Annotated in this window: 9 protein-coding genes; 3 read left to right on the top strand and 6 right to left on the bottom strand. The window is 40.1% G+C overall.

Going from position 1 to position 24,762, the window contains the following annotated elements:
- Positions 1-76 precede the first annotated feature (76 nt).
- Positions 77-535, top strand: coding sequence for a hypothetical protein (locus IPO83_17730; protein ID MBK9733096.1), 459 nt, complete (start codon positions 77-79; stop codon positions 533-535).
- Positions 536-583: 48 nt separating this feature from the next.
- Here IPO83_17730 and IPO83_17725 read toward each other — a convergent pair whose 3' ends face one another.
- The gene (locus tag IPO83_17725; protein ID MBK9733095.1) at positions 584-1,585 is read right to left on the bottom strand and encodes a hypothetical protein; all 1,002 of its coding nucleotides are present in this window, start codon (positions 1,583-1,585) and stop codon (positions 584-586) included.
- 211 nt (positions 1,586-1,796) lie between these two features.
- Here IPO83_17725 and IPO83_17720 point away from each other — a divergent pair, with 211 nt between their 5' ends.
- Positions 1,797-3,014, top strand: coding sequence for a T9SS type A sorting domain-containing protein (locus IPO83_17720; GenBank protein MBK9733094.1), 1,218 nt, complete (start codon positions 1,797-1,799; stop codon positions 3,012-3,014).
- A 276-nt stretch (positions 3,015-3,290) separates the two neighbouring features.
- On the opposite strand, the gene IPO83_17715 is transcribed toward IPO83_17720, so the two are convergent.
- The 4 genes from IPO83_17715 to IPO83_17700 are packed head-to-tail and all read right to left on the bottom strand — an operon-like array spanning position 3,291 to position 19,377.
- On the bottom strand, positions 3,291-5,354 hold the full coding sequence (locus tag IPO83_17715; GenBank protein MBK9733093.1) for a T9SS type A sorting domain-containing protein: 2,064 nt from the start codon (positions 5,352-5,354) through the stop codon (positions 3,291-3,293).
- Positions 5,338-15,543, bottom strand: coding sequence for a putative metal-binding motif-containing protein (locus IPO83_17710; protein ID MBK9733092.1), 10,206 nt, complete (start codon positions 15,541-15,543; stop codon positions 5,338-5,340). Before IPO83_17710 ends, IPO83_17715 begins: the two co-directional genes overlap by 17 nt.
- A 1-nt stretch (position 15,544) precedes the next feature.
- A complete protein-coding gene (locus IPO83_17705) occupies positions 15,545-15,724 on the bottom strand; it encodes a putative metal-binding motif-containing protein (protein ID MBK9733091.1) in 180 nt (59 codons plus the stop codon).
- 50 nt (positions 15,725-15,774) lie between these two features.
- Positions 15,775-19,377, bottom strand: a complete 3,603-nt coding sequence (locus IPO83_17700) for a sulfatase-like hydrolase/transferase (protein MBK9733090.1) — start codon at positions 19,375-19,377, stop codon at positions 15,775-15,777.
- Positions 19,378-19,849: 472 nt separating this feature from the next.
- Here IPO83_17700 and IPO83_17695 point away from each other — a divergent pair, with 472 nt between their 5' ends.
- Positions 19,850-21,922 (top strand): dihydrofolate reductase, encoded by a 2,073-nt coding sequence (locus IPO83_17695; protein ID MBK9733089.1) that lies wholly within the window; start codon positions 19,850-19,852, stop codon positions 21,920-21,922.
- A 158-nt stretch (positions 21,923-22,080) separates the two neighbouring features.
- On the opposite strand, the gene IPO83_17690 is transcribed toward IPO83_17695, so the two are convergent.
- The gene (locus IPO83_17690; GenBank protein ID MBK9733088.1) at positions 22,081-24,714 is read right to left on the bottom strand and encodes a TonB-dependent receptor; all 2,634 of its coding nucleotides are present in this window, start codon (positions 24,712-24,714) and stop codon (positions 22,081-22,083) included.
- Between the last annotated feature and the right edge of the window lie 48 nt (positions 24,715-24,762).

The following is a 24,762-nucleotide window of genomic DNA, read 5'->3' as shown; positions in this document are numbered from 1 at the left end:
GAAATTGACATTTACTCAGAACAGAAGCAGTATATTTCCACTTCAACATATTCCGCTATTCTAAAGACATTTGATAATGATTAAGCAAATCGTCATTCTCGCCGCTGTTTTTCTTTTCAATGCTTCTTGCAAAAAGCATCCTCAAAATTTGATAATTGGAACATGGAATATTGAATCTGTCACCTTCAATGGGGAGGAGCTAAAGGGTGATTCTTCTCTTCACGGAATTGAAAAGTATGATGCTTCATATGATTATTACTGGGCTCAAACTTATAATGGAAGTAATGGAAGCTTGACTGCGAGAAGCAGTTCTAATGATAGGCTATATTTTGTTTATATTAGTTTTCCTTATGAAAGCCCTGATACCATGTGTTGTGCACCATTCTTTGATACACTTTATACAGAAGGATATTTGCCTGGCATGATTGATTCATCCGGCGTGGAATGTTGGAGGGTGCTGGAACTTACTCATCATAAATTTTGGATTCAGTATCTATATAACGACAATGTGTATGTGGTAAAAATGGAAAAATGATTTGAGTATTGCTGTTGTACGAGTTTAGCAGCTATACCTTTCAATTTGTTATTTTAATTCACGTTTTACTCGTGGATATTCATGCCGCTTCTCAACAGGAATATCGTCTGCCGGCGGAGGCGGATCTTTCATAATTACTTTCGGAAACAATTTTGTCTCAAATCCTTCAAAGTCCTTCGCCCATTCTTTATGGTTATAAACGCAAACGGGTAAACAGGCAGAACAATAATAGTGTGTAGCGAAGTAAGGAAAGCATTTCGCTGTGTCCACCTGGTAACGGTAATTTCCAAGATGATCTTTGCCGGCTGCTTCATTGCGTTCATCTGGAATCGCTTTGGCCGGACAATAAATTCTACAGGCGCGGCAGTTATCGCAGAATTTTGCAATGCCTGCATCTATAGGATGATCAATCTCCATCGGAATAGAAGTGATCACGCTTCCCATTCTGAACAACGGACCCAACTTCGGATTGATGATAGAACCATGTCTTCCTAATTCACCGAATCCTGCTTTCAATCCTATCGGGACATGAAGCACATCGCTGTCGCCGATCGGATGTTCCACTTTGCACGTGTAACCCAATGAACGAATGAAATTCGCCAATTGAATAACAGTTTCTCCCAACGTATAATAGATCCGCAAACATTCTATCGCCGCTTCTTTGGAAGGTACCACCTGGAAAGCCCGCCACAACATTCGCTGCCCGACAGCAATTGCATATTTCTCCGTTACTGTTTTTCCTTTGTAAATATCAGACGGCTCAATTTCGCAAATGCCAACGATGTCTGCACCGAAAGAAACTGCCTTTTCTTTGATCAGCGTTGCAGCTTCTGCAGCACTTTTAAATTCGGTTTTAACTGAAGCCACTTCACTTTCAAATCGCTTGTATTGATCTTCATAAATTTTATTCAGATAATCATTTACTTCCTCGATGTTAATAGTACGGCCACCAACGGATGCATACCAGTCATCCCAGGAAAAGGCAGGTGGTGAATCAGAGGAAGCGGTTATGGTTGTTGCGGGATTTTCAGGAGGGGAGGATGGATTCATTTTTTGATGTGCCGATGTTTTTAATGTGCCAATGTTCCGATGAAGTAATGACTGATGGAAGACTTAAGCGAAAGACACAACGATTCGTAATGTCCAATGACTAATGACTATTGACCATTGCCAAAGTTCCACAATAAATCGATGGAAGCAAAACCTCCTATTCGGAATATAGCTATATAGTCTTTCAGGAATAAAACAGTACTTTTCAGACATGAAGACTCTCTCTCTCAGATTACTGTTGCTTCTCTTTTTCTTGCCTTTGTTTTCAGTTGCCCAGGAAACGGTAACCTTAATGGCCTATAACCTTTTAAACTACGAAGGTTTGCAAGCAGATTCAGCAACACGCAACCCGTATTTCAGAAAGATTATGAAGGAAGTAAAACCTGATCTTTTGATTTGCGAAGAAGTGGTTGTTTACTCGGCGATCCAGGGTTTTGTCGCGAACGTGATGAATGATTCTGCTGATATTTATTCCCTGGGAACATTCATAACAGGCTTTGATACCAACAAAGCGTTGATCTACAGGAACGAGAAATTTACGTTTGTCAGCAACAAAGCGATAAAGACTGACCTCCGCGACATTAATGAGTTTACAGTAATTTATAAAGCAAGTGGTGATACGCTCAGGTTATATGCCGTGCACCTGAAAGCCAGTTCAGGAAGCAGTGAAGAAGCGCAACGTGCATTGGAAGTGGATTCTCTCCGGAAGCATACGAATGCATTGCCTGTTGGTTCCAATTTTATAGTGTGCGGTGATTTCAATATTTACTCTACCAATGAATCTCCTTATCAAAAGCTTTTGCAAAATAACATTACTGATGATGGAAATTTTAATGATCCTGTCCCAATCACCGGAACGTTCAATGCTTCCGCGAATGCGAAATATCATACACAATCACCACGCGTGCGAAGCTTTGGTGGTGGTGTAACGGGTGGTATGGATGATCGGTTTGACATGATACTTTTCAGCAATGCTTTGATGCAGGCTGGCGGCATTACTTATATTTCAGGCAGCACCATTCCTTACGGAAATGATGGCAATCATTACAATGATTCAATCAACAGACCACCGAATTCCGCAGTGACTATGGAAATAGCGAACGCTTTGCACCAGGCATCAGATCACATTCCAATTATTGCGAAGCTTGAGTTTGAGGTTACCGGTACAAATCAACTTGCATCAACACAGACTGAAGTGGTAATATTTCCGAATCCATTCAGTGATGAGCTGCAGTTCACTTTTTCGCACACTCCAACAACAGGTATTGATTTTTTATTGACGGATTTAATTGGCAGGAGTGTTGATCATAGGATGTTTACAGCCCGGCAATCCATTCAATTGCATACAACAGCTTTGACTGAAGGTGTTTATTTCTATCGCCTGAAGATGAATGGAGAAGTGATGCAAGGTAAGTTGGTAAAACAATAATTTCCTCCTAAGTTATTCAAAGAAGTGATTTTGAGTTTAGTCGGGAAACGGGCAAAGACAAGAAAGGCGTCATGAATGCCCGCATGTTGTTAGCGCCCCCCCCGGGCCCCCCCAAAAAAGGGCACTCCTTCTGCCAATTCTTTGAACCCCACGGGGCTTTGTGATTTTTTGCAAAGCCTTGTATGGGCGACATAATTTTGTAACTACAATTTTTTTTGCGGACAACAATGATAGTTCTACATAGAAAAAACATGCAATGCCTGCAAGGTTTACAAATCATTTCTGATAAATTATTTGTGTAGAGTATAAATGATCCTCAATGATGACGTTCAACAGATATATTCCTGCGGGATCAATTTTATCAAGTTGAATTTCTTCTGATAATTTTCCTTTTAGAAGTTGCGCAGGTCTCTTGAATATAACTTGTCCGATCAGGTTTCTCAGTTCCAGGTAGGCATCCAGGTCCATTTCAGTATTCAATTGGAGGTAAGCAGTGAAAAGTCCGTCCGTCGGATTTGGAAAAGCGGTGAGCTGCACTAAGGAACTTTGAGGAGAAATAATTCCTACGCTGATTTCATCAATGTATCCGTCACAATCATCATCAATTCCATTCGGAAGAATTTCGGGTGCGCCGGGATTAATAGCCGCACTGTTATCATTGCAATCTGTACTGTCCGCAACATAGCCTGTGGGTGCCGCACATGCATTGAGAGCAATCAATGAATTACCGTAATTGTCATTATCATTATCCTGGTAGAATGCAGTCAGCACAAACCCGTCATCAATCGTATCGTTACAATTGTCATCAACACCGTTACATATTTCAAGGACTGCAGGATTGATTAATGAATTTGCATCATTGCAATCCTCATTGTTGACAGAATATCCGATTCCCGGATTATTGCACAATGAAATGCCGGCGCTTAGCACATTGCCATAACTATCATTATCAATATCCGGATAGTAATTAATGAAAATCAGTCCCTCGTCGGACGATCCATTGCAGTTGTCATCAATCCCATTGCAACTTTCTATCGCACCTGGATTGATCAATGCGTTTCCATCATTGCAATCAGTATGATTAGTGGAAAAGCCAATGCCCGGATTTTGGCACAATGAATTTCCGGGGTCAGATATTTTGCCATAGTTGTCATGATCAAGATCTACGTAATACGTAATGAAAGTTAACCCTTCATCTATACTTCCATTGCAATTGTCATCCTGCGTATTACAGATTTCGGAAGCAGTAGGATTAATTGCCGCATTTCCATCGTTACAGTCGGAGTGGTTTAGTGTAAAACCTGCTCCCGGATTATTGCAAAGAGAATTTCCGGCATCTAACAAATCTCCAAAACCATCATTGTCATCATCAGCATAATAGGTCGTGAAGACCAATCCATCATCAGCAGTACCATTACAGTTGTCATCGATACCGTTGCAGCTTTCAATTGCTAACGGATTGATAAGTGCATTTCCATCGTTGCAATCAAGGTGATTGATAGAAAATCCAATGCCTGGATTTGAACAAAGTGAATTTCCAACATCGGTTAAATCACCAAATCCGTCATTGTCAGCATCTGCGTAATAAGTGATGAAGATCAATCCATCATCAGCCGTTCCGTTGCAGTTGTCGTCGATACCATTGCAGCTTTCAATTGCTAACGGATTGATAAGTGCATTTCCATCGTTGCAATCAAGGTGATTGATAGAAAATCCAATGCCTGGATTTGAACAAAGTGAATTTCCAACATCGGTTAAATCACCAAATCCGTCATTGTCATCATCAGAATAATAAGTAATGAAATTCAATCCATCATCAGCCGTTCCGTTGCAGTTGTCGTCAATTCCATTGCAGGTTTCGGGAGCAGCCGGATTGATCGATATATTTCCATCATTGCAGTCGGTGTTATTTGGAACGAATCCTGTTCCCGGATTGGCACATAAAGTATTTCCAACACCGAATAAGTCTCCATAGTTATCATTGTCGAGATCAGCATAATAGGTGAGGAACAGTAAACCATCATCAATAGTGATGTTACAGTTATCGTCGATAGCATTACAAGTTTCAACAGCATTTGGGTTGATTAAGGAATTCCCATCATTGCAATCCGTATTATTAATGGCGAATCCAATTCCCGGATTATTACACAAAGAATTTCCTGCATCCAGCAAACTTCCAAATCCATCATTGTCAGCATCTGCGTAATAAGTTACAAAGGTTAATCCATCATCTGCTGTTCCATTGCAGTTATCATCAATGCTATTACAATTTTCTATTGCTGAAGGATTGATTGCGGCATTTCCATCATTGCAATCAGTATTATTAGCTGGCGAATCCAATTCCCGGATTTTTGCAAAAAGAATTTCCTGCATCCAACAAACTTCCAAATCCATCATTGTCAGCATCTGCGTAATAAGTGATGAAGGTCAATCCATCATCTGCTGTTCCATTGCAGTTATCATCAATGCTATTACAATTTTCTATTGCTGAAGGATTGATTGCAGCATTTCCATCATTGCAATCAGTATTATTAATGGCGAATCCAATTCCCGGATTATTACACAAAGAATTTCCTGCATCCAACAAACTTCCAAATCCATCATTGTCAGCATCTGCGTAATAAGTGATGAAGGTCAGGCCATCATCAGCCGTTCCATTGCAGTCATCATCAATGCTGTTACAAATTTCTATTGCTAAAGGATTGATTGCAGCATTTCCGTCATTGCAATCAGTATTATTAATGGCGAATCCAATTCCGGGATTGTTACACAGTGAATTTCCTGCATCCAACAAACTTCCAAATCCATCATTGTCAGCATCAGCATAATAGGTGATGAAGGTCAATCCATCATCAGCCGTTCCATTGCAGTTATCATCAATGGTGTTACAAGTTTCAATTGCTAAAGGATTGATTGCTGCATTTCCATCATTACAATCTGTATTGTTCGTTGAAAATCCTGTTCCCGGATTATTACACAAAGAATTTCCTGGATCCAACAAACTTCCAAATCCATCATTGTCAGCATCAGCGTAATAAGTTACAAAGGTTAATCCATCATCTGCTGTTCCATTGCAGTTATCATCAATGTTGTTACAGCTTTCTATTGCTGAAGGATTGATTGCAGCATTTCCATCATTGCAATCAGAATTATTAATGGCGAATCCAATTCCCGGATTATTACACAAAGAATTTCCTGCATCCAGCAAACTTCCAAATCCATCATTGTCAGCATCTGCGTAATAAGTGATGAAGGTCAATCCATCATCAGCCGTTCCATTGCAGTTATCATCAATGTTGTTACAAATTTCTATTGCTGAAGGATTGATTGCGGCATTTCCATCATTGCAATCAGAATTATTAATGGCGAATCCAATTCCGGGATTATTACACAAAGAATTTCCTGCATCCAGCAAACTTCCAAATCCATCATTGTCAGCATCTGCGTAATAGGTGATGAAGGTCAATCCATCATCAGCCGTTCCATTGCAGTTATCATCAATGTTGTTACAGCTTTCTATTGCTGAAGGATTGATTGCAGCATTTCCATCATTGCAATCAGTATTATTAATGGCGAATCCAATTCCAGGATTATTACACAAAGAATTTCCTGCATCCAGCAAACTTCCAAATCCATCATTGTCAGCATCAGTATAATAGGTGATGAAGGTCAGGCCATCATCAGATGTTCCATTGCAGTTATCATCAATGCTGTTACAAGTTTCTATTGCTGAAGGATTGATTGCCGCATTTCCATCATTGCAATCAGTATTATTAATGGCGAATCCAATTCCCGGATTATTACACAAAGAATTTCCTGCATCCAACAAACTTCCAAATCCATCATTGTCAGCATCAGCATAATAGGTGATGAAAGTCAATCCATCATCAGCCGTTCCGTTGCAGTTATCATCAATGTTGTTGCAGCTTTCTATTGCTGAAGGATTGATTGCAGCATTTCCATCATTGCAATCAGTATTATTAATGGCGAATCCAATTCCCGGATTATTACACAAAGAATTTCCTGCATCCAACAAACTTCCAAATCCATCATTGTCAGCATCAGTATAATAGGTGATGAAGGTCAATCCATCATCAGCCGTTCCGTTGCAGTTATCATCAATGTTGTTACAAATTTCTATTGCTGAAGGATTGATTGCAGCATTTCCATCATTGCAATCAGAATTATTAATGGCGAATCCAATTCCCGGATTATTACACAAAGAATTTCCTGCATCCAGCAAACTTCCAAATCCATCATTGTCAGCATCTGCGTAATAAGTGATGAAGGTCAATCCATCATCAGACGTTCCATTGCAGTTATCATCAATGTTGTTACAAGTTTCAATTGCTAAAGGATTGATTGCAGCATTTCCATCATTGCAATCAGTATTGTTGCTTGAAAATCCAAAGCCAGGATTTTCGCAAAGAGAATTTCCAACATCGGTTAAATCACCAAATCCATCATTGTCAGCATCAGCGTAATAGGTGATGAAGGTCAATCCATCATCAGCTGTTCCATTGCAGTTATCATCAATGCTGTTACAAATTTCTATTGCTAAAGGATTGATTGCAGCATTTCCATCATTGCAATCAGAATTATTAATGGCGAATCCAATTCCCGGATTATTACACAAAGAATTTCCTGCATCCAACAAACTTCCAAATCCATCATTGTCAGCATCTGCGTAATAAGTGATGAAAGTCAATCCATCATCAGCCGTTCCGTTGCAATTATCATCGACATTGTTGCAGCTTTCAATTGCTAACGGATTGATAAGTGCATTTCCATCGTTGCAATCACTATTGTTGCTTGAAAATCCAAAGCCAGGATTTTCGCAAAGAGAATTTCCAACATCGGTTAAATCACCAAATCCATCATTGTCAGCATCTGCGTAATAGGTGATGAAAGTCAATCCATCATCAGCCGTTCCGTTGCAATTATCATCGATATTGTTGCAGCTTTCAATTGCTAATGGATTGATAAGTGCATTTCCATCGTTGCAATCAGTATTGTTGCTTGAAAATCCAATGCCTGGATTTGAACAAAGAGAATTTCCGGTGTCGAATAAATCACCAAACCCATCCATGTCAAGATCGGTATAGTAGGTAATGAAGGTCAAACCATCGTCAGCAGAACCATTACAGTTGTCGTCGAAGCCATTACAGGTTTCCGCAATAGTAGGATTGATGAACGGATTCTGATCGTTGCAATCGGAATTGTTAATTGAAAATCCCGGCCCTGGAGTACTGCACAATGAATTTCCCGTTCCAAACAAATCTCCATAACCATCATTGTCAAAATCAGCGTAGTAAGTGATAAATGTTAATCCATCATCAATTGCTATGTTGCAATTGTCATCAATGCCGTTACAAATTTCAATAGCCGAAGGATTGATAAGTGAATTTCCATCATTACAATCTGTATTGTTCGTTGAAAATCCTGTTCCTGGATTAATACACAAAGAATTACCGGCACCCAGTAAATTTCCAAATCCATCATTGTCAGCATCTGCGTAATAAGTGATGAAGGTTAAGCCATCATCAGCCGTTCCGTTGCAGTTGTCGTCAATGTTATTGCAGCTTTCTGCTGCTGAAGGATTGATTGCAGCATTCCCGTCGTTACAATCAGTGTTGGTGGTTGTATAACCTGTTCCGGGATTATTACACAAAGAATTACCGGCATCCAGCAAATTTCCAAATCCATCATTGTCAGCATCCGTGTAATAGGTGATAAAGATCAATCCTTCATCAGCATTGCCGTTGCAATTATCGTCAATGCCATTGCACGATTCGGTAATGCCGGGATTAATTTCAGCGTCAACATCATAGCAGTCTTCATTGTTAGTGGCATAACCGGTTCCCGGATTGTTGCACAAATCATTTCCTGCCAGAAATAAGTTTCCATATCCATCCTGATCCTGATCAATGTAATAAGTGACAAAGTTCAATCCGTCATCGGTTGATCCATTGCAGTTGTCATCAATGCCATTGCAACTTTCAATAGCGTTAGGATTGATAAGTGAATTGCTGTCATTACAATCACTATTACTAACTGAAAAGCCAATTCCAGGATTATTACATAGTGAAATTCCGGGATTAGTTACATCACCATAACTGTCATTGTCAAGATCAGGATAATAATTAGTGAAGATCAATCCATCATCCGTCGTTCCGTTGCAGTTGTCATCTATGCTATTGCAACTTTCAATTGCAGAAGGACTGATTAGTGAATTTGCATCATTGCAATCCGTATTACTTGTTGAATAGCCAATTCCGGGATTATTACATAGTGCAATTCCGGGATCACCTGCGTCACCAAAATTGTCATTGTCCAGATCGGGATAATAATTTGTAAAGATCAATCCGTCGTCAGCAGTTCCATTGCAGTTGTCGTCGATACTATTGCAGCTTTCTATCGCTGAAGGATTGATAGCAGCATTTACATCGTTACAATCAGTGTTGGTAGTCGTAAATCCTGTCCCAGGATTTACACAAAGTGAATTTCCAGCATCCAGCAAATTTCCGAATCCGTCATTATCCGTATCCGCATAATAAGTGATAAAGGTCAATCCATCATCAGCCGTTCCGTTGCAATTATCATCAATGCTGTTACAAATTTCTATTGCTGAAGGATTGATGATTCCATTCCCATCGTTACAATCGGTATTGTTTAAGGAAAATCCTGCTCCCGGATTATTACACAAAGAATTTCCTGCATCCAGCAAACTTCCAAATCCATCATTATCAGCATCTGCGTAATAAGTGATGAAGGTCAATCCATCATCAGCCGTTCCATTGCAGTTATCATCAATGGTGTTGCAAATTTCAATTGCTGAAGGATTGATTGCTGCATTTCCATCATTGCAATCAGAATTATTAATAGCGAATTCAATTCCCGGATTATTACACAAAGAATTTCCGACATCCAGCAAATTTCCGAATCCATCATGGTCAGCATCTGCGTAATAGGTGATGAAAGTCAATCCTTCATCAGCCGTTCCATTGCAGTTGTCATCAATGCTGTTGCAGACTTCAATTCCGAAAGGGTTGATGAGTGAACTTCCATCATTGCAATCAGCATTGTTTAAGGAAAATCCTGTTCCTGGATTATTACAAAGCGAATTACCGGCATCCAGTAAATTCCCAAATCCATCATTATCAGCATCGGTGTAATAAATTGCAAAGACCAATCCTTCATCAGTATTGCCATTGCAATTGTCGTCAATGCCATTGCACTGTTCTGTTATACCTGGATTAATGGCAGCGTCAACATCATAGCAATCTGCATTATTGTCGGCATAACCTATTCCGGGATTGTTACACAAAGTAATTCCTGGTTGAAATAAGTTGCCATATCCATCCTGATCCTGATCAGGGTAATAAGTGACAAAGACCAATCCGTCATCCGTTGTTCCGTTACAGTTGTCGTCAATGCCATTGCAGCTTTCAACAGCAGCAGGACTGATCATTGAATTGGCATCATTACAATCTGTATTACTGGTTGCAAAACCAATTCCCGGATTGTTACATAGTGAAATTCCCGGATCAAATGCATCACCAAAACCATCATTATCCAGATCAGCATAATAATGTGTAAAAATCAAACCGTCATCTGTTGCTCCGTTGCAATTGTCGTCGATGCTGTTACAATTTTCTATTGCGGAAGGATTGATGGCAGCATTTCCATCATTGCAATCCGTATTATTTGTCGAGAATCCAATTCCCGGATTTGTGCAAAGTGAATTTCCTGCATCCAACAAACTTCCAAATCCATCATTGTCAGCATCTGCGTAATAGGTGATAAAGATCAATCCATCATCATCTGTTCCATCGCAATTGTCGTCGATGTTATTACAAGTTTCGAAAGCTGAAGGATTGACGGCAGCATTTCCATCGTTGCAATCGGTGTTGTTGGTTGAATATCCTGTACCAGGATCATTGCACAACGAATTTTCTGTACTGCCGGAATTGCCGAATCCATCATTGTCAGCATCGATATAATATGAAATGAATAAACCTTCATCTGCCGCACCATTACAGTTGTCATCAGTGCCATTGCATACTTCAGCAGCGCCTGGAAAAACAGCACTTAGATTGTCATCGCAATCCGTGTTGCTGATTACAAACCCTGAAGGCTGTGCACAGGAATCAATCTGTATGTCAGGATTTCCGAATCCATCGTTGTCTCCATCTGCATAATAGGTAGTAAGTATAACCCCGTCATCGGCTGGGCCGTTGCAGTTATCATCAATACCATTACAACTTTCAACAGCTCCGGGATTGATGGCAGGATTTCCATCATTGCAATCCGTATTGTTGGTGGAAAATCCAATGCCCGGATTATTACAAAGCGAATTTCCAGCAGTGAGCAGCTCACCATAACCATCGTGATCCAGATCTATGAAATAATCTGTAAAGAGCAATCCATCATCAGCCGTTCCATTACAGTTATCGTCTATGCTATTGCAACTTTCGTTGGCTGCAGGATTGATGAGGGGATTTCCATCATTGCAATCTGTATTATTCGTAACATAGTCGGTTCCCGGATTATTGCAAAGTGAATTTCCCGAATCGAGCAAATCACCAAATCCGTCATGATCGAGATCGGCGAAGTAGGTAATGAAGATGATTCCATCATCAGTGGTTCCGTTACAATTATCATCAAGGCTGTTACAAATTTCTATAGCTGAAGGATTGATCAATGGATTTGCATCATTGCAATCTGTATTGTTTGTTGAAAATCCTGTTCCGGGATTATTACACAATGAATTACCTGCATCCAATAAATCACCAAATCCATCATTGTCAGCATCAGCGTAATAAGTGTTGAAAGTCAATCCGTCATCAGCCGTGCCATTGCAGTTATCATCAATGGTGTTACAATTTTCAATAGCAGCAGGATTGATCAGCGGATTCCCGTCATTGCAATCTGTATGATTCGTGGAAAATCCTGTTCCCGGATTGTTACAGAGCGAATTTCCAACAGCCATTAAATCGCCGAAGTTGTCATGATCCAGGTCAGCGTAATAAGTTGTGAAGGCCAATCCTTCATCAGTATTGCCATTGCAATTGTCGTCAATGCCATTGCAGGATTCTGTTATACCGGGATTAATGCCAGCGTCAATATCGTAACAGTCCGTATTGTTAGTGGCATAACCAGTTCCTGGATTGTTACACAAATTAATTCCTGGCTGAAATAAATTTCCATATCCATCCATATCCATATCAGGATAATAAGTAACAAAAGTAACTCCATCATCTGTACTTCCGTTACAGTTATCATCAATGCCGTTACAGCTTTCGATAGCGATAGGATTGATGAGCGGATTACCATCATTACAGTCTGTGTTGTTGATTGAAAATCCAATTCCCGGATTATTACACAATGAATTCCCGGTATCTGATAAATCACCAAATTCGTCATGATCCAAATCTGCGAAATAGGTAATGAAGATGATTCCATCATCAACCGATCCATTGCAGTTATCATCAATGGTGTTACAACTTTCAATGGCAGCAGGATTGATTAGAGGATTCGCGTCATTGCAATCTGTGTTGGTGGTTGAAAAGCCTGTCCCAGGATTGTTGCATAACGAATTGCCCGCGTCAAGTAAATTTCCGAATTCATCATTATCAGCATCTGTATAGTAGGTAATGAAGCTCAAACCATCATCAGTCGTTCCATTGCAATTATCGTCAATGCTGTTGCAGATTTCAATCGCTGAAGGATTGATAGCAGCATTTACATCGTTACAATCAGTGTTGGTAGTCGTAAATCCTGTCCCTGGATTTACACAAAGTGAATTTCCAGCATCCAGCAAATTTCCGAATCCATCATTATCCGTATCCGCATAATAAGTGATAAAGGTCAATCCATCATCAGCCGTTCCATTGCAATTATCATCAATACTGTTACAAATTTCTATTGCTGAAGGATTGATTGCAGCATTTCCATCATTGCAATCAGAATTATTAATGGCGAATCCAATTCCCGGATTATTACACAAAGAATTTCCTGCATCCAGTAAACTTCCAAATCCATCATTGTCAGCATCAGCGTAATAAGTGATGAAGTTCAAGCCATCATCAGCAGTGCCGTTGCAGTTATCATCAATGCTGTTACAAGTTTCAATTGCTGAAGGATTGATTGCTGCATTTCCATCATTGCAATCAGAATTATTAATAGCGAATCCAATTCCCGGATTATTACACAAAGAATTTCCTGCATCCAACAAACTTCCAAATCCATCATGGTCAGCATCTGCGTAATAGGTGATGAAAGTCAATCCTTCATCAGCCGTTCCATTGCAGTTGTCATCAATGCTGTTGCAGACTTCAATTCCGAAAGGGTTGATGAGTGAACTTCCATCATTGCAATCAGCATTGTTTAAGGAAAATCCTGTTCCTGGATTATTACAAAGCGAATTACCGGCATCCAGTAAATTCCCAAATCCATCATTATCAGCATCGGTGTAATAAATTGCAAAGACCAATCCTTCATCAGTATTGCCATTGCAATTGTCGTCAATGCCATTGCACTGTTCTGTTATACCTGGATTAATGGCAGCGTCAACATCATAGCAATCTGCATTATTGTCGGCATAACCTATTCCGGGATTGTTACACAAAGTAATTCCTGGTTGAAATAAGTTGCCATATCCATCCTGATCCTGATCAGGGTAATAAGTGACAAAGACCAATCCGTCATCCGTTGTTCCGTTACAGTTGTCGTCAATGCCATTGCAGCTTTCAACAGCAGCAGGACTGATCATTGAATTGGCATCATTACAATCTGTATTACTGGTTGAATAGCCAATTCCCGGATTGTTACATAGTGAAATTCCCGGATCAAATGCATCACCAAAACCATCATTATCCAGATCAGCATAATAATGTGTGAAAATCAAACCGTCATCTGTTGCTCCGTTGCAATTGTCGTCGATGCTGTTACAATTTTCTATTGCGGAAGGATTGATGGCAGCATTTCCATCATTGCAATCCGTATTATTTGTCGAGAATCCAATTCCCGGATTTGTGCAAAGTGAATTTCCTGCATCCAATGAACTTCCGAAGCCATCCTGATCAGCATCGATGTAGTAGGCTACGAATAGTCCTTCGTCTGAAGAACCATTGCAATTGTCATCAGTGCCATTGCATATTTCAGCAGCGCCTGGGAAAATGGCACTAAGCGTATCATTGCAGTCAGTATTGCTTATGACGAAGCCGGAGGGCTGTGCGCAGGAATCAATCTGAATGTCAGGATTTCCAAATCCGTCGTTATCGGTATCCTGATAATAAGTAATATTCCCAACAGCATCATCCACTGTGCCATTGCAGTCATCATCAATGCCATTACAGTTTTCAAGAACAAAGGGATGAACAAAAGTGTTCGCATCATTGCAATCTGTATTGATTGTGGAATACCCGGTTCCCGGATTGGTACAGAGCGTGTTACCGGGATCCAGCAAATTACCATAACCATCATTGTCTAAGTCAACATAATAAATAATGAATAGTAAACCATCATCAGCAGTTCCATTGCAATTATCATCAATGATATTACAAATTTCAAGTGCAATGGGACTGATGAGTGGATTGCCATCATTGCAATCGGTATTGTTTGTAGAATAATCGGTGCCGGGATTATTGCAAAGCGAAATTCCTCCATCCAGCAAATCGCCAAATCCATCATGATCGAGATCGGCGAAGTAAGTTATGAAGACAATTCCATCATCGGCGGTGCCATTGCAGTTATCATCAATGTTATTGCAACTTTCGTTGGCTGCAGGATTGATGAGGGGATTTCCATCATTGCAATCTGTATTGTTCGTTGAAAATCCTGTTCCCGGATTATTACACAATGAATTACCTGTATCCAATAAATCACCAAATCCATCATCATCCACATCAGCGTAATAACTAATGAAAGTTAATCCGTCATCAGCCGTGCCATTGCAGTTATCATCAATGGTGTTACAACTTTCAAGGGCTGAAGGATTGATCAGTGGATTCGCGTCATTACAATCTGTATTGTTCGTTGAAAATCCTGTTCCCGGATTATTACACAATGAATTACCTGCATCCAATAAATTTCCAAACCCATCATCATCCACATCAGCGTAATAACTAATGAAAGTCAATCCGTCATCAGCCGTTCCATTGCAGTTATCATCAATGGTGTTACAACTTTCAACAACTGAAGGATTGATCAATGAATTCGTGTCATTGCAATCTGTATTGTTCGTTGAAAATCCTGTTCCCGGATTATTACACAATGAATTACCTGCATCCAATAAATCACCAAATCCATCATCATCCACATCAGCGTAATAACTAATGAAAGTCAATCCGTCATCAGCCGTTCCATTGCAGTTATCATCAATGGTGTTACAACTTTCAACAACTGAAGGATTGATCAATGAATTCGCATCATTGCAATCTGTATTGTTCGTTGAAAATCCTGTTCCCGGATTATTACACAATGAATTACCTGCATCCAATAAATCACCAAACCCATCATCATCCACATCAGCGTAATAACGTAATGAAGATTATTCCCTCATCAGCCGTTCCATTGCAGTTATCATCAATGGTGTTACAACTTTCAACAACTGAAGGATTGATCAGTGAATTCGCGTCATTGCAATCTGTATTGTTAGTTGAAAAGCCAGTTCCCGGATTATTGCAAAGAGAATTACCTGCATCCAATAAATCACCAAATCCATCATGATCCAGATCAGCGAAATAACTAATGAAGATTAATCCTCATCGGCCGTACCATTGCAGTTATCATCAATGGTGTTACAACTTTCAACAACTGAAGGATTGATCAGTGAATTCGCATCATTGCAATCTGTATTGTTAGTTGAAAAGCCAGTTCCCGGATTATTACACAATGAATTACCTGCATCCAATAAATCACCAAACCCATCATGATCGAGATCTGTGAAATACGTAATGAAGATTATTCCCTCATCAGCCGTTCCATTGCAGTTATCATCAATGGTGTTACAACTTTCAACAACTGAAGGATTGATCAGTGAATTCGCGTCATTGCAATCTGTATTGTTCATTGAAAATCCTGTTCCCGGATTATTGCAAAGAGAATTACCTGCATCCAATAAATCACCAAATCCATCATCATCCACATCAGCGTAATAACTAATAAAAGTCAATCCGTCATCAGCCGTTCCATTGCAGTTATCATCAATCGTATTACAACTTTCAACGGCTGAGGGATTAATCAGTGGATTCGCATCATTACAATCTGTATTGTTAGTTGAAAAGCCAGTTCCCGGATTATTACAAAGAGAATTACCTGCATCCAACAAATTTCCAAATCCATCGTGATCGGTATCTATGAAATAAGTGACGAAGATTATTCCCTCATCAGCCGTTCCATTGCAGTTATCATCAATGGTGTTACAACTTTCAAGGGCTGAAGGATTGATCAGTGGATTCGCGTCATTGCAATCTGTATTGTTCGTTGAAAATCCTGTTCCCGGATTATTACACAATGAATTACCTGCATCCAATAAATCACCAAACCCATCATGATCGAGATCTGTGAAATACGTAATGAATATTATTCCTTCATCAGCCGTGCCATTGCAGTTATCATCAATCGTATTACAACTTTCAACGGCTGAGGGATTGATCAGTGGATTCGCATCATTACAATCTGTATGGTTGGTGGAAAATCCATTTCCGGGATTATCGCAGACAGAATTGCCTGCACTCGACAGATCTCCAAAGCCGTCATTGTCCAGGTCGGTGTAATATGTTGTGAAGATTAAACCTTCATCAGTCCCGCCATTACAATTGTCATCAATACTGTTACAACTTTCGAGAGCCGCAGGATTGATGAGTGCATTTCCATCGTTGCAATCGGTATGGTTGACAGAAAATCCAACTCCCGGATTAATGCAAAGCGAACTTCCGGCATCGGGTAAAAGTCCAAAACCGTCCATATCAGCATCAACATAGTAGGTAGTAAAAATCAAACCATCATCAGCGGTTCCATTACAATTGTCGTCAATGTTGTTGCAAATTTCAATTGCTGCAGGATTGACAAGCGGATTTCCATCATTACAATCTGTATTGCTGATAGAAAATCCGGTTCCCGGATTAATGCAAAGTGAATTTCCCCCATCAAACAAATCTCCGGATCCATCAAAATCAGCATCAGTGTAATATGTAATAAAGACCAATCCATCATCTGCAGTTCCGTTACAATCGTCATCAACAGTGTTACAAATTTCAACCGAGCCGGGATTGATGGTCGCAACTACATCATTGCAATCAGTATGATTAATGGAATATCCTGTCCCGGGATTCTCGCACAAGGAATTTGGAGTCGCCAATAAATCGCCATAAGTATCATGATCAAGATCGATATAATAGGTCACGAAGATCAATCCTTCATCGGTAAACCCATTACAATTGTCGTCGATGCCATTGCAACTCTCAGTTGTATTCGGATGTACGTCCGCATTATTATCGTTACAATCACCACCAATGACAGAAAAACCGACACCCGGATTACTGCAGAGCGATGTACCGGGATTTGTGAAATCACCATATCCGTCAGCGTCGGTATCAGGAAAATAAATGACTGTTAATCCTTCATCAGTGATTCCATCACAGTTATCATCAATTCCATTGCAGCTTTCAATAACATTCGGATTGATACCTGCATTTGCATCATTACAGTCATTATGAGTGGTGGAAAAACCGATGCCCGGATTGTTGCATAAAGTATCACCGTCATCTGAAAAATTGCCGAAGCCATCGCCATCAGCATCGGTATAGTAGGTTACAAAAATTAATCCTTCATCAATGTTCCCATTGCAATTATCATCCACACTATTACAAGTTTCAGTTGCCATAGGATGAATAGTAGACACAGCGTCATTGCAATCAGTATAATCCAAAACATAACCAACAGGCGGAGTCGCCGCATCTTTCCGTTGTAATGGATTACCATACTGATCGCCGTCTGCATCCTGAAAATAAGCGGATTCAAGTTTACATCCTCCAAGATCAAAAGGTACAGTATCGCCTGTTGCTAACCGGAGACTGTCAAACTTTATCCGGTAGGACTGAATAAGGGTTGCATAAGCCGGATCAAAAATGAGATTGTTATTTTCTTTTGGGTCGATGGTAAGATCATAAAACTCTTCGGTAGGACTGCTGCACAGACTATAGATGTATATATGTTGCAATGATCTCACAGCTGCCCATCTGTTTCCTCCGTCCGGATAGTTTTCGTAGAAAAAATATTTTCGATGCTCCTGTCCCTGGGCCAGTTTGTGAAGAGAAACGCCGTCCATGTTAAAAGTATCAGGTATGCCGGCCGCTTCCAGAAGTGTTTCCGCAATATCAATATTGGCCGCAATTTCATTTTCTACAACAGTACCGGCCTGAAACCATGCAGGATAGCGAATAAACAATGGAACACGAAGGGATTCTTCATACGCCATAATTTTCTTCTCCATGCCATGTTCACCAAGCAAATACCCGTTGTCACTGGAAAAAATAATGAGCGTGCTATCAAGAATTTGTTTTTGTTCGAGGTAACCTAAAACGGTATCTACGCAGTATTCTGCAGCATGTGCTGTTTCATAATAATCCCTGATTTCCTGATCAAGTTCGACGGAATCACCTAAGAATTCATGTGCAGGATATAAATAAGAGGGGAAATTTTTTGTGTATTTCGGTGTATTGTCAGGAAAATTAATTGCCGATTGCTGATACAACGTTTCTTCTCCCTGCAATGGCTCCCATGGAAGGTGCGGGTAGCGGTAAAAGAGAAACAATGCCCATGGGGCTCCTTCGGGCACTTGATTTTCAACAAAGTTAATTCCGAGATCTGTGTATACGACCGCCTCACTTTGCGGATAATAAGCACTGGTTCCATCATTGAACCTCATCACGATGCTGTCATGATCAGCTGAATCGGTAATTGCCCAGAAATCAAAACCAATGGGTTCATCCGGAACATGAAAATCGAGCAGCCATTTTCCGATAAAGGCTGTTTTATATCCATTGTCCTGTAGGATGGAAGAAATATATGTCAAGCCGGGCTTGGGCGAAGTCTGGTTGTTAAAGGTTCCATGATGGTGTGCATACAGACCCGTATAAATGGAAGCACGGCTTGGTGTGCACAGGGAAGTGGTTACACCTGTGAACTTAAAGTTGACTCCTTCATCTGCAATGCGGTTTACTGATGGTGTGCTGAAAAATGAGGGTCCTCCATTGGGTGCAAACATGTCATAACGTGCATCATCAAGCATGATGATCACAATGTTTGGTTTGGAAGAGCCAGGTTGGGCAAAGACAGCACCTTCAAACAGGCACATTAAAAGAATGAATCCGATTATCGGGGCATAAAAAGTTGCGATTCTTTTTTTAGTAGCGGTTATCGGGAGAAAGAGAGAAAGAGGGTGAAAAAGATGTCCTAAAAACATTAGCGGCATCATAATGATGTAACAGGTTAATCTATCCAATAAACAAGATAAACGGGATCTTATGGAATCAATCAATTGCTTGTAGAAATTTTCTCTCATGTTGGAGGGCAAATAAACGAAAAGTATAGTTATAACTATGCTGTTTTTATTAAGGAATTTGTCAGGTGTGCACGTTTAATAAATATGCTTTTTTTATAATTAATGCGCTACGCTATGCAAATTCAACATTACATGAAAATCATTGCTTATTTGAATAGTAATCGCAGGTAGCATTTTAAGTAGCGTTATAAATTCTCTTCATCTCCTGATTGCAAATAAAAATCAATGCACTCTTTTTTTATCTTTGAACTTCTAAAAAAAACGGATGAAACCAAAACTTCTTTTCACTGTTCTTATTGTTATGATTCTTTCTGCATCCTATTTCTCCTGTACTGATCAATCCGGGCAAAAACAAACCGCTGAACCGGTAAACGACTTCACTTTTTATTCAGAGCAGTTTGCTGATTTTAGAATACTGAGATATGAAGTTCCCGGTTTCGAACAATTGAGTCTGCAACAAAAACAACTCGCTTATTACTTGTATGAAGCGACGCTTGCAGGTCGTGACATTTTTTACGATCAAAGTTATCAGTACAATCTTGTTGTTCGCCGCACGCTGGAAGCAATCATCAGTTCAGATAATAGCGACTTGACAAGTGATGAAGGCGTTAAATTGATGGTGTATGCAAAGCGGGTATGGTTTTCAAGTGGCATTCACCATGTATATTCAAATAATAAGCTGATGCCGGAGTTTACGCAGGAATGGTTTGCCAAACAGGTTAATGCATGCGATAGTGCTAAACTTCCACTTGCAAATGGTCAGTCGGTTACTGATTTTATTGCTTTTGTTTCACCCATCATCTTCGATCCGAAAGTGGCACCAAAGCGAGTTAACCTTGATAATAAAAGTGACCTGATTCAAAGCAGTGCAGTTAATTTCTATGAGAATGTTACTGAGAAAGAAGTGGAAGCTTTCTATAAAAGCATGAATAACAAAACTGATACAACACCGCCATCATATGGTTTGAATTCAAAGTTATTAAAGCTGGCAGATGGAAAGATGGAAGAGAAAATCTGGAGGCAAGGAGGGATGTATGGTCCTGCCATTGAAAAAATTACGTATTGGTTGTCAAAAGCCGCTGCAGTTGCTGAAAACCCACACCAGCAAAACCTTATTAACCTTTTAATTGCCTTTTATAAGACAGGTGATCTTAAGAAGTTTGACGAATACTCCATTGAATGGGTAAAAGATACTTCAGTGGTTGATTTCGTAAATGGGTTTATTGAAGTATATCATGATCCGCTCGGGTATAAAGGTTCATGGGAAGCTTATGTCTCCATTAAAGATATGGAAGCCACCAAACGAATTAAAGCAATTGGCGATCAGGCGCAATGGTTTGAAGACCATTCACCATTGATGCCTGAACACAAGAAGAAGAATGTAGTAGGTGTTTCCGCGAAAGTGATCAATGTTGCTGTTGAGTGTGGTGCGTTGGCACCACTTACTGCCATTGGAATCAATCTTCCTAATGCGGAATGGATCAGGGAGGATGTTGGTTCAAAATCTGTCACCATCGGCAACATTACACATGCTTATTCCGAGGATGGAAAGACAAGTGGTGTGCTCGAAGAATTTTATTACAGCGACACGGTTAAAAACCGTTTGAAAGAATTCGGTTCGATTACTGATAACCTTCATACGGATATGCACGAAGTGATCGGACATGCTTCAGGCCAGATGAATGTTGGAGTGGGATCATTCAACGAAACATTAAAAAATTATGCGAACACATTGGAAGAAGCACGTGCCGATCTTGTGGCGCTTTATTATATGATTGATCCCAAGCTGGTGGAGATTGGTGTTATGCCGACTGCCGATGCAGGAAAATCGGAGTACGACCGGTACATTGCCAATGGCATGATGATACAGTTAACCCGTTTGCCGGAAGATGAAAATCAGCTTGAAGAATCACACATGCGCAACAGGCAGATGATCGCTTCCTGGTGTTATGAAAATGGCAAGCAGGAAAATGTGATTGAGAAAGTGTTGGATAATGGCAAGACTTATTTTGTAGTGCGTGATTACACTAAGCTCCGCACACTTTTTGGAAATTTGCTTCGTGAAGTACAGCGCATCAAATCAGAAGGAGACTACAAGGCAGGAAGTGCTTTGGTAGAAACTTATGGCGTAAAAGTAGATCCTGCTTTACACAAAGAAGTTTTGGAAAGATTCAAAAAACTCAACATCGCCCCTTACAAAGGATTTATTCAGCCGCGACTGGTGCCAGTGATGGATGGCGAAAAAATTACTGATGTGAAAGTTGAGTATCCGGATGACTTTACGAAACAAATGTTGGAGTATGGAGTCGATAACTCTTTATTGCCGGATGTGAATTGATTGAAGAATTGTTTAATTGTTGCATTGATAAATTGTTGTTTGCATCTAATCAAGACAGGTCAATAATTAAATAGTTAAACCTTTCGTCAAATTGTTTAATTGTTGCTTGGCATCTAATCAAGGCAGCCCAGAAATTAAACACTTAAACAATTTATAATTTAACCTCCTCCTCCCATTTCCTGAATCATCTCCCCGCCATTGGTATTCTTTCTTTTGAAGAGTGAGGCATCAAACTTTCCAAATTTATAACTGAAATTCAACCTGATAAACTGCGGATCGCGAAAGCGCGATGACGTTTGTGTGAAGTAATCTGTGTCGTAATAAGTAGTATAATTTCTAGTCCGGAAAATGTCTGTAAAGCTCAATGTAAGTGCCGCTGCTTTGTTTTTCAGAAATTCTTTCTTCACTGAAAAATCAACGCCATACACCGGCTTCACATAACCCTGCAAAGTTGCAGGAGGAGTGCCAAAGCCACCACCGCCGCCCATTCCACCACCTCGTCCACCGCCACCACCTCCACCGGATTGTGGAACGGAAGTTTTAGATTGATAGTCGCCGCTTAACTGTAGCGTGAAATTCAGTGGCAATTTAAAGGTGGCATTCACTTTTGCAAACCAACTGAATTGACTATTGGTCAGGTCGCTTTCAATATTGCTTCCGTCAATATAGGATTGAAATAGGTTAACATTTGTAGTAAGGTTAAACCATTTTTTGATCGAATTGCTGGAAGTGAATTCCAGTCCCATCAGGTAACTTGAATTCGCATTTTGATAGGTATTAATAATAATTTCTTCCATGGAAGCACTGTCGAAAGTAAGTTCCTGGTAACGCGTAATCAGGCCATTTGTATACTTGAAATAGGTGGTGGCCTGCAGGCTGTTCGACTTATTAAAATTCTGATCGAAGTTGAATTCAAACGTGTTGGTGAACTGCGGTAACAGGTCGGGATTCCCTTTTTGAAGGTTTAATGAATCGGAATAATCAGTAAAAGGCATCAGTTGAAAAAAGTTGGGACGGTCAATCCTTCGTGAATAGCTGAGTGATAATGATCGTTCATCAGTCAAAGCATAGCTGATGAACCCACTGGGAAAAAGACTCAATGGAAAATTATTTTTGAAAGTTTGTCCTTCATTGGTAAGTGTTCCTGAATAAAAAGAACTCTCGACGCGCAATCCTGCCTTGTACTCGAATTTTTTAATTGCACTAGTGAAGGTAGCGTAGCCGGCGTACACCTGGTCGGTATAGGAATAGTTATTGATGTCTGGAATTTCAACGAGGTAATCCAGTGAGTCATTAAGTACATACACATGGTTTTCCGCTGTGAAACTTCTAAGTGCGCCACGGGCTCCGGCTTCCACTTTCCTATTCTCTTTCACCACATTTACATAATCTGTTTGCGCAGTGAAAACTTTATTGGTGCCACCACCAGTTTGTTCTTGCCTGCCTTCTGTACCAATCGGAATTTCCTGTTCATCATAGTATTGCGTTAGATATAAAGAGGTGTTTTCACTTGTGCTTTGATTGTAATTCACATCCGCACTAAGCGTGTTGTCTTCTTTTGGGAAAAGATGTTTGAATAACAGTGAACCGCCTTTGTTTTGAAAATTGCGGTCACTTTCGGTGCTGCGGATTGCATTACTGCTGGTGATCCCTGAATTATGTAATGTGTCAGTTACAAGGAATAACTCGTCTGTTGCATTAAATTTTCCCTGCGTATAGTTTCCACTCAACGTAATGGTATTTCTGTTGTTGAGAAAATAATCGATGCCACCGCCACCAGAGAAAAACTGGTTGTTATTTATCGGAGTATCTATTTGGTAAATATTGGTGAGCGGATCTCCGTATAAATTATATCGTTCGGTGTTACTATAGCTGATGGACTTGCGTTGCATGAAATTCACATTGGCAAAAACATTCACTTTGCCTTCCCGCACATTGATATCAGCACCTGCATTCGGTTTGCCCCGTTTGTCGATGCCGGCGCGAAGGTTACCATTGTATCCGACACGCCTGCTTTTTTTCATTACGATATTGATGATGCCTGACTGACCGCCTGAAGCATCGTAGCTTGCAGATGGGTTAGTGATCACTTCAATTTTTTCAATAGCATCAGAAGGAATCTGATCAATGGAAAGGGTAGTGGGTCTTCCATCCACAAAAATCTGCGGCGTTGCATTGCGCAATGTTACGTTTCCATCAAGATCGACCAATACGGAAGGCACTTTTTTCAATACCTCATCGGCTGTGCTTCCCGCATTGGAAGGGTCCTTATCTGGATTATAGACTTTTTTGTCGATTTCGAGTTTATAGAGTGGTTCTTCCCCCGATACCACCACTTCTGACAAGGTAATAGCAAGTGGCTTTAATTTAAAGTTTCCAAGATCTTTATCGGTGGAACTCATCATTTGCTGCATGTTGCCTTGCTGGCCGGGCTTACTATCGAATGCTATTTGTTGTTCTAAGGAATCATAACCGATTGCAGTAACGAGTAACAAAAATTTAGCTTTCACAGGCAGGTTTTCAAGATTAAAATCACCATTCGATTCTGTTAATCCACCTGTAATCAGCGTTCTTGTTTGCCTTTTTTTTACAGAATCATATTTTACCTGGAAGAGTTGAATAGTAGCGAATTCTATTCCTTTACCCGTTTTATCATCGAGTATCCTGCCGTAGAAACGCCCGGTATTCATTTGCTTTCCTCTGGCATTTCCTCCATTGGCGGAAGGTGAATTTTGTGCAAAGAGTATTTGTGAAAGTGTTATCCAAAACACTGTTAATATTACATATCTCATATTGTTATTCAATTACAGCCAGCGAATCTCAGCGTGAATTGGCAAAAA

It is taken from the genome of Chitinophagaceae bacterium, assembly GCA_016717285.1.
Lineage (GTDB): Bacteria > Bacteroidota > Bacteroidia > Chitinophagales > UBA10324 > JACCZZ01.
This window is presented reverse-complemented; position numbering and strand designations above follow the sequence as displayed.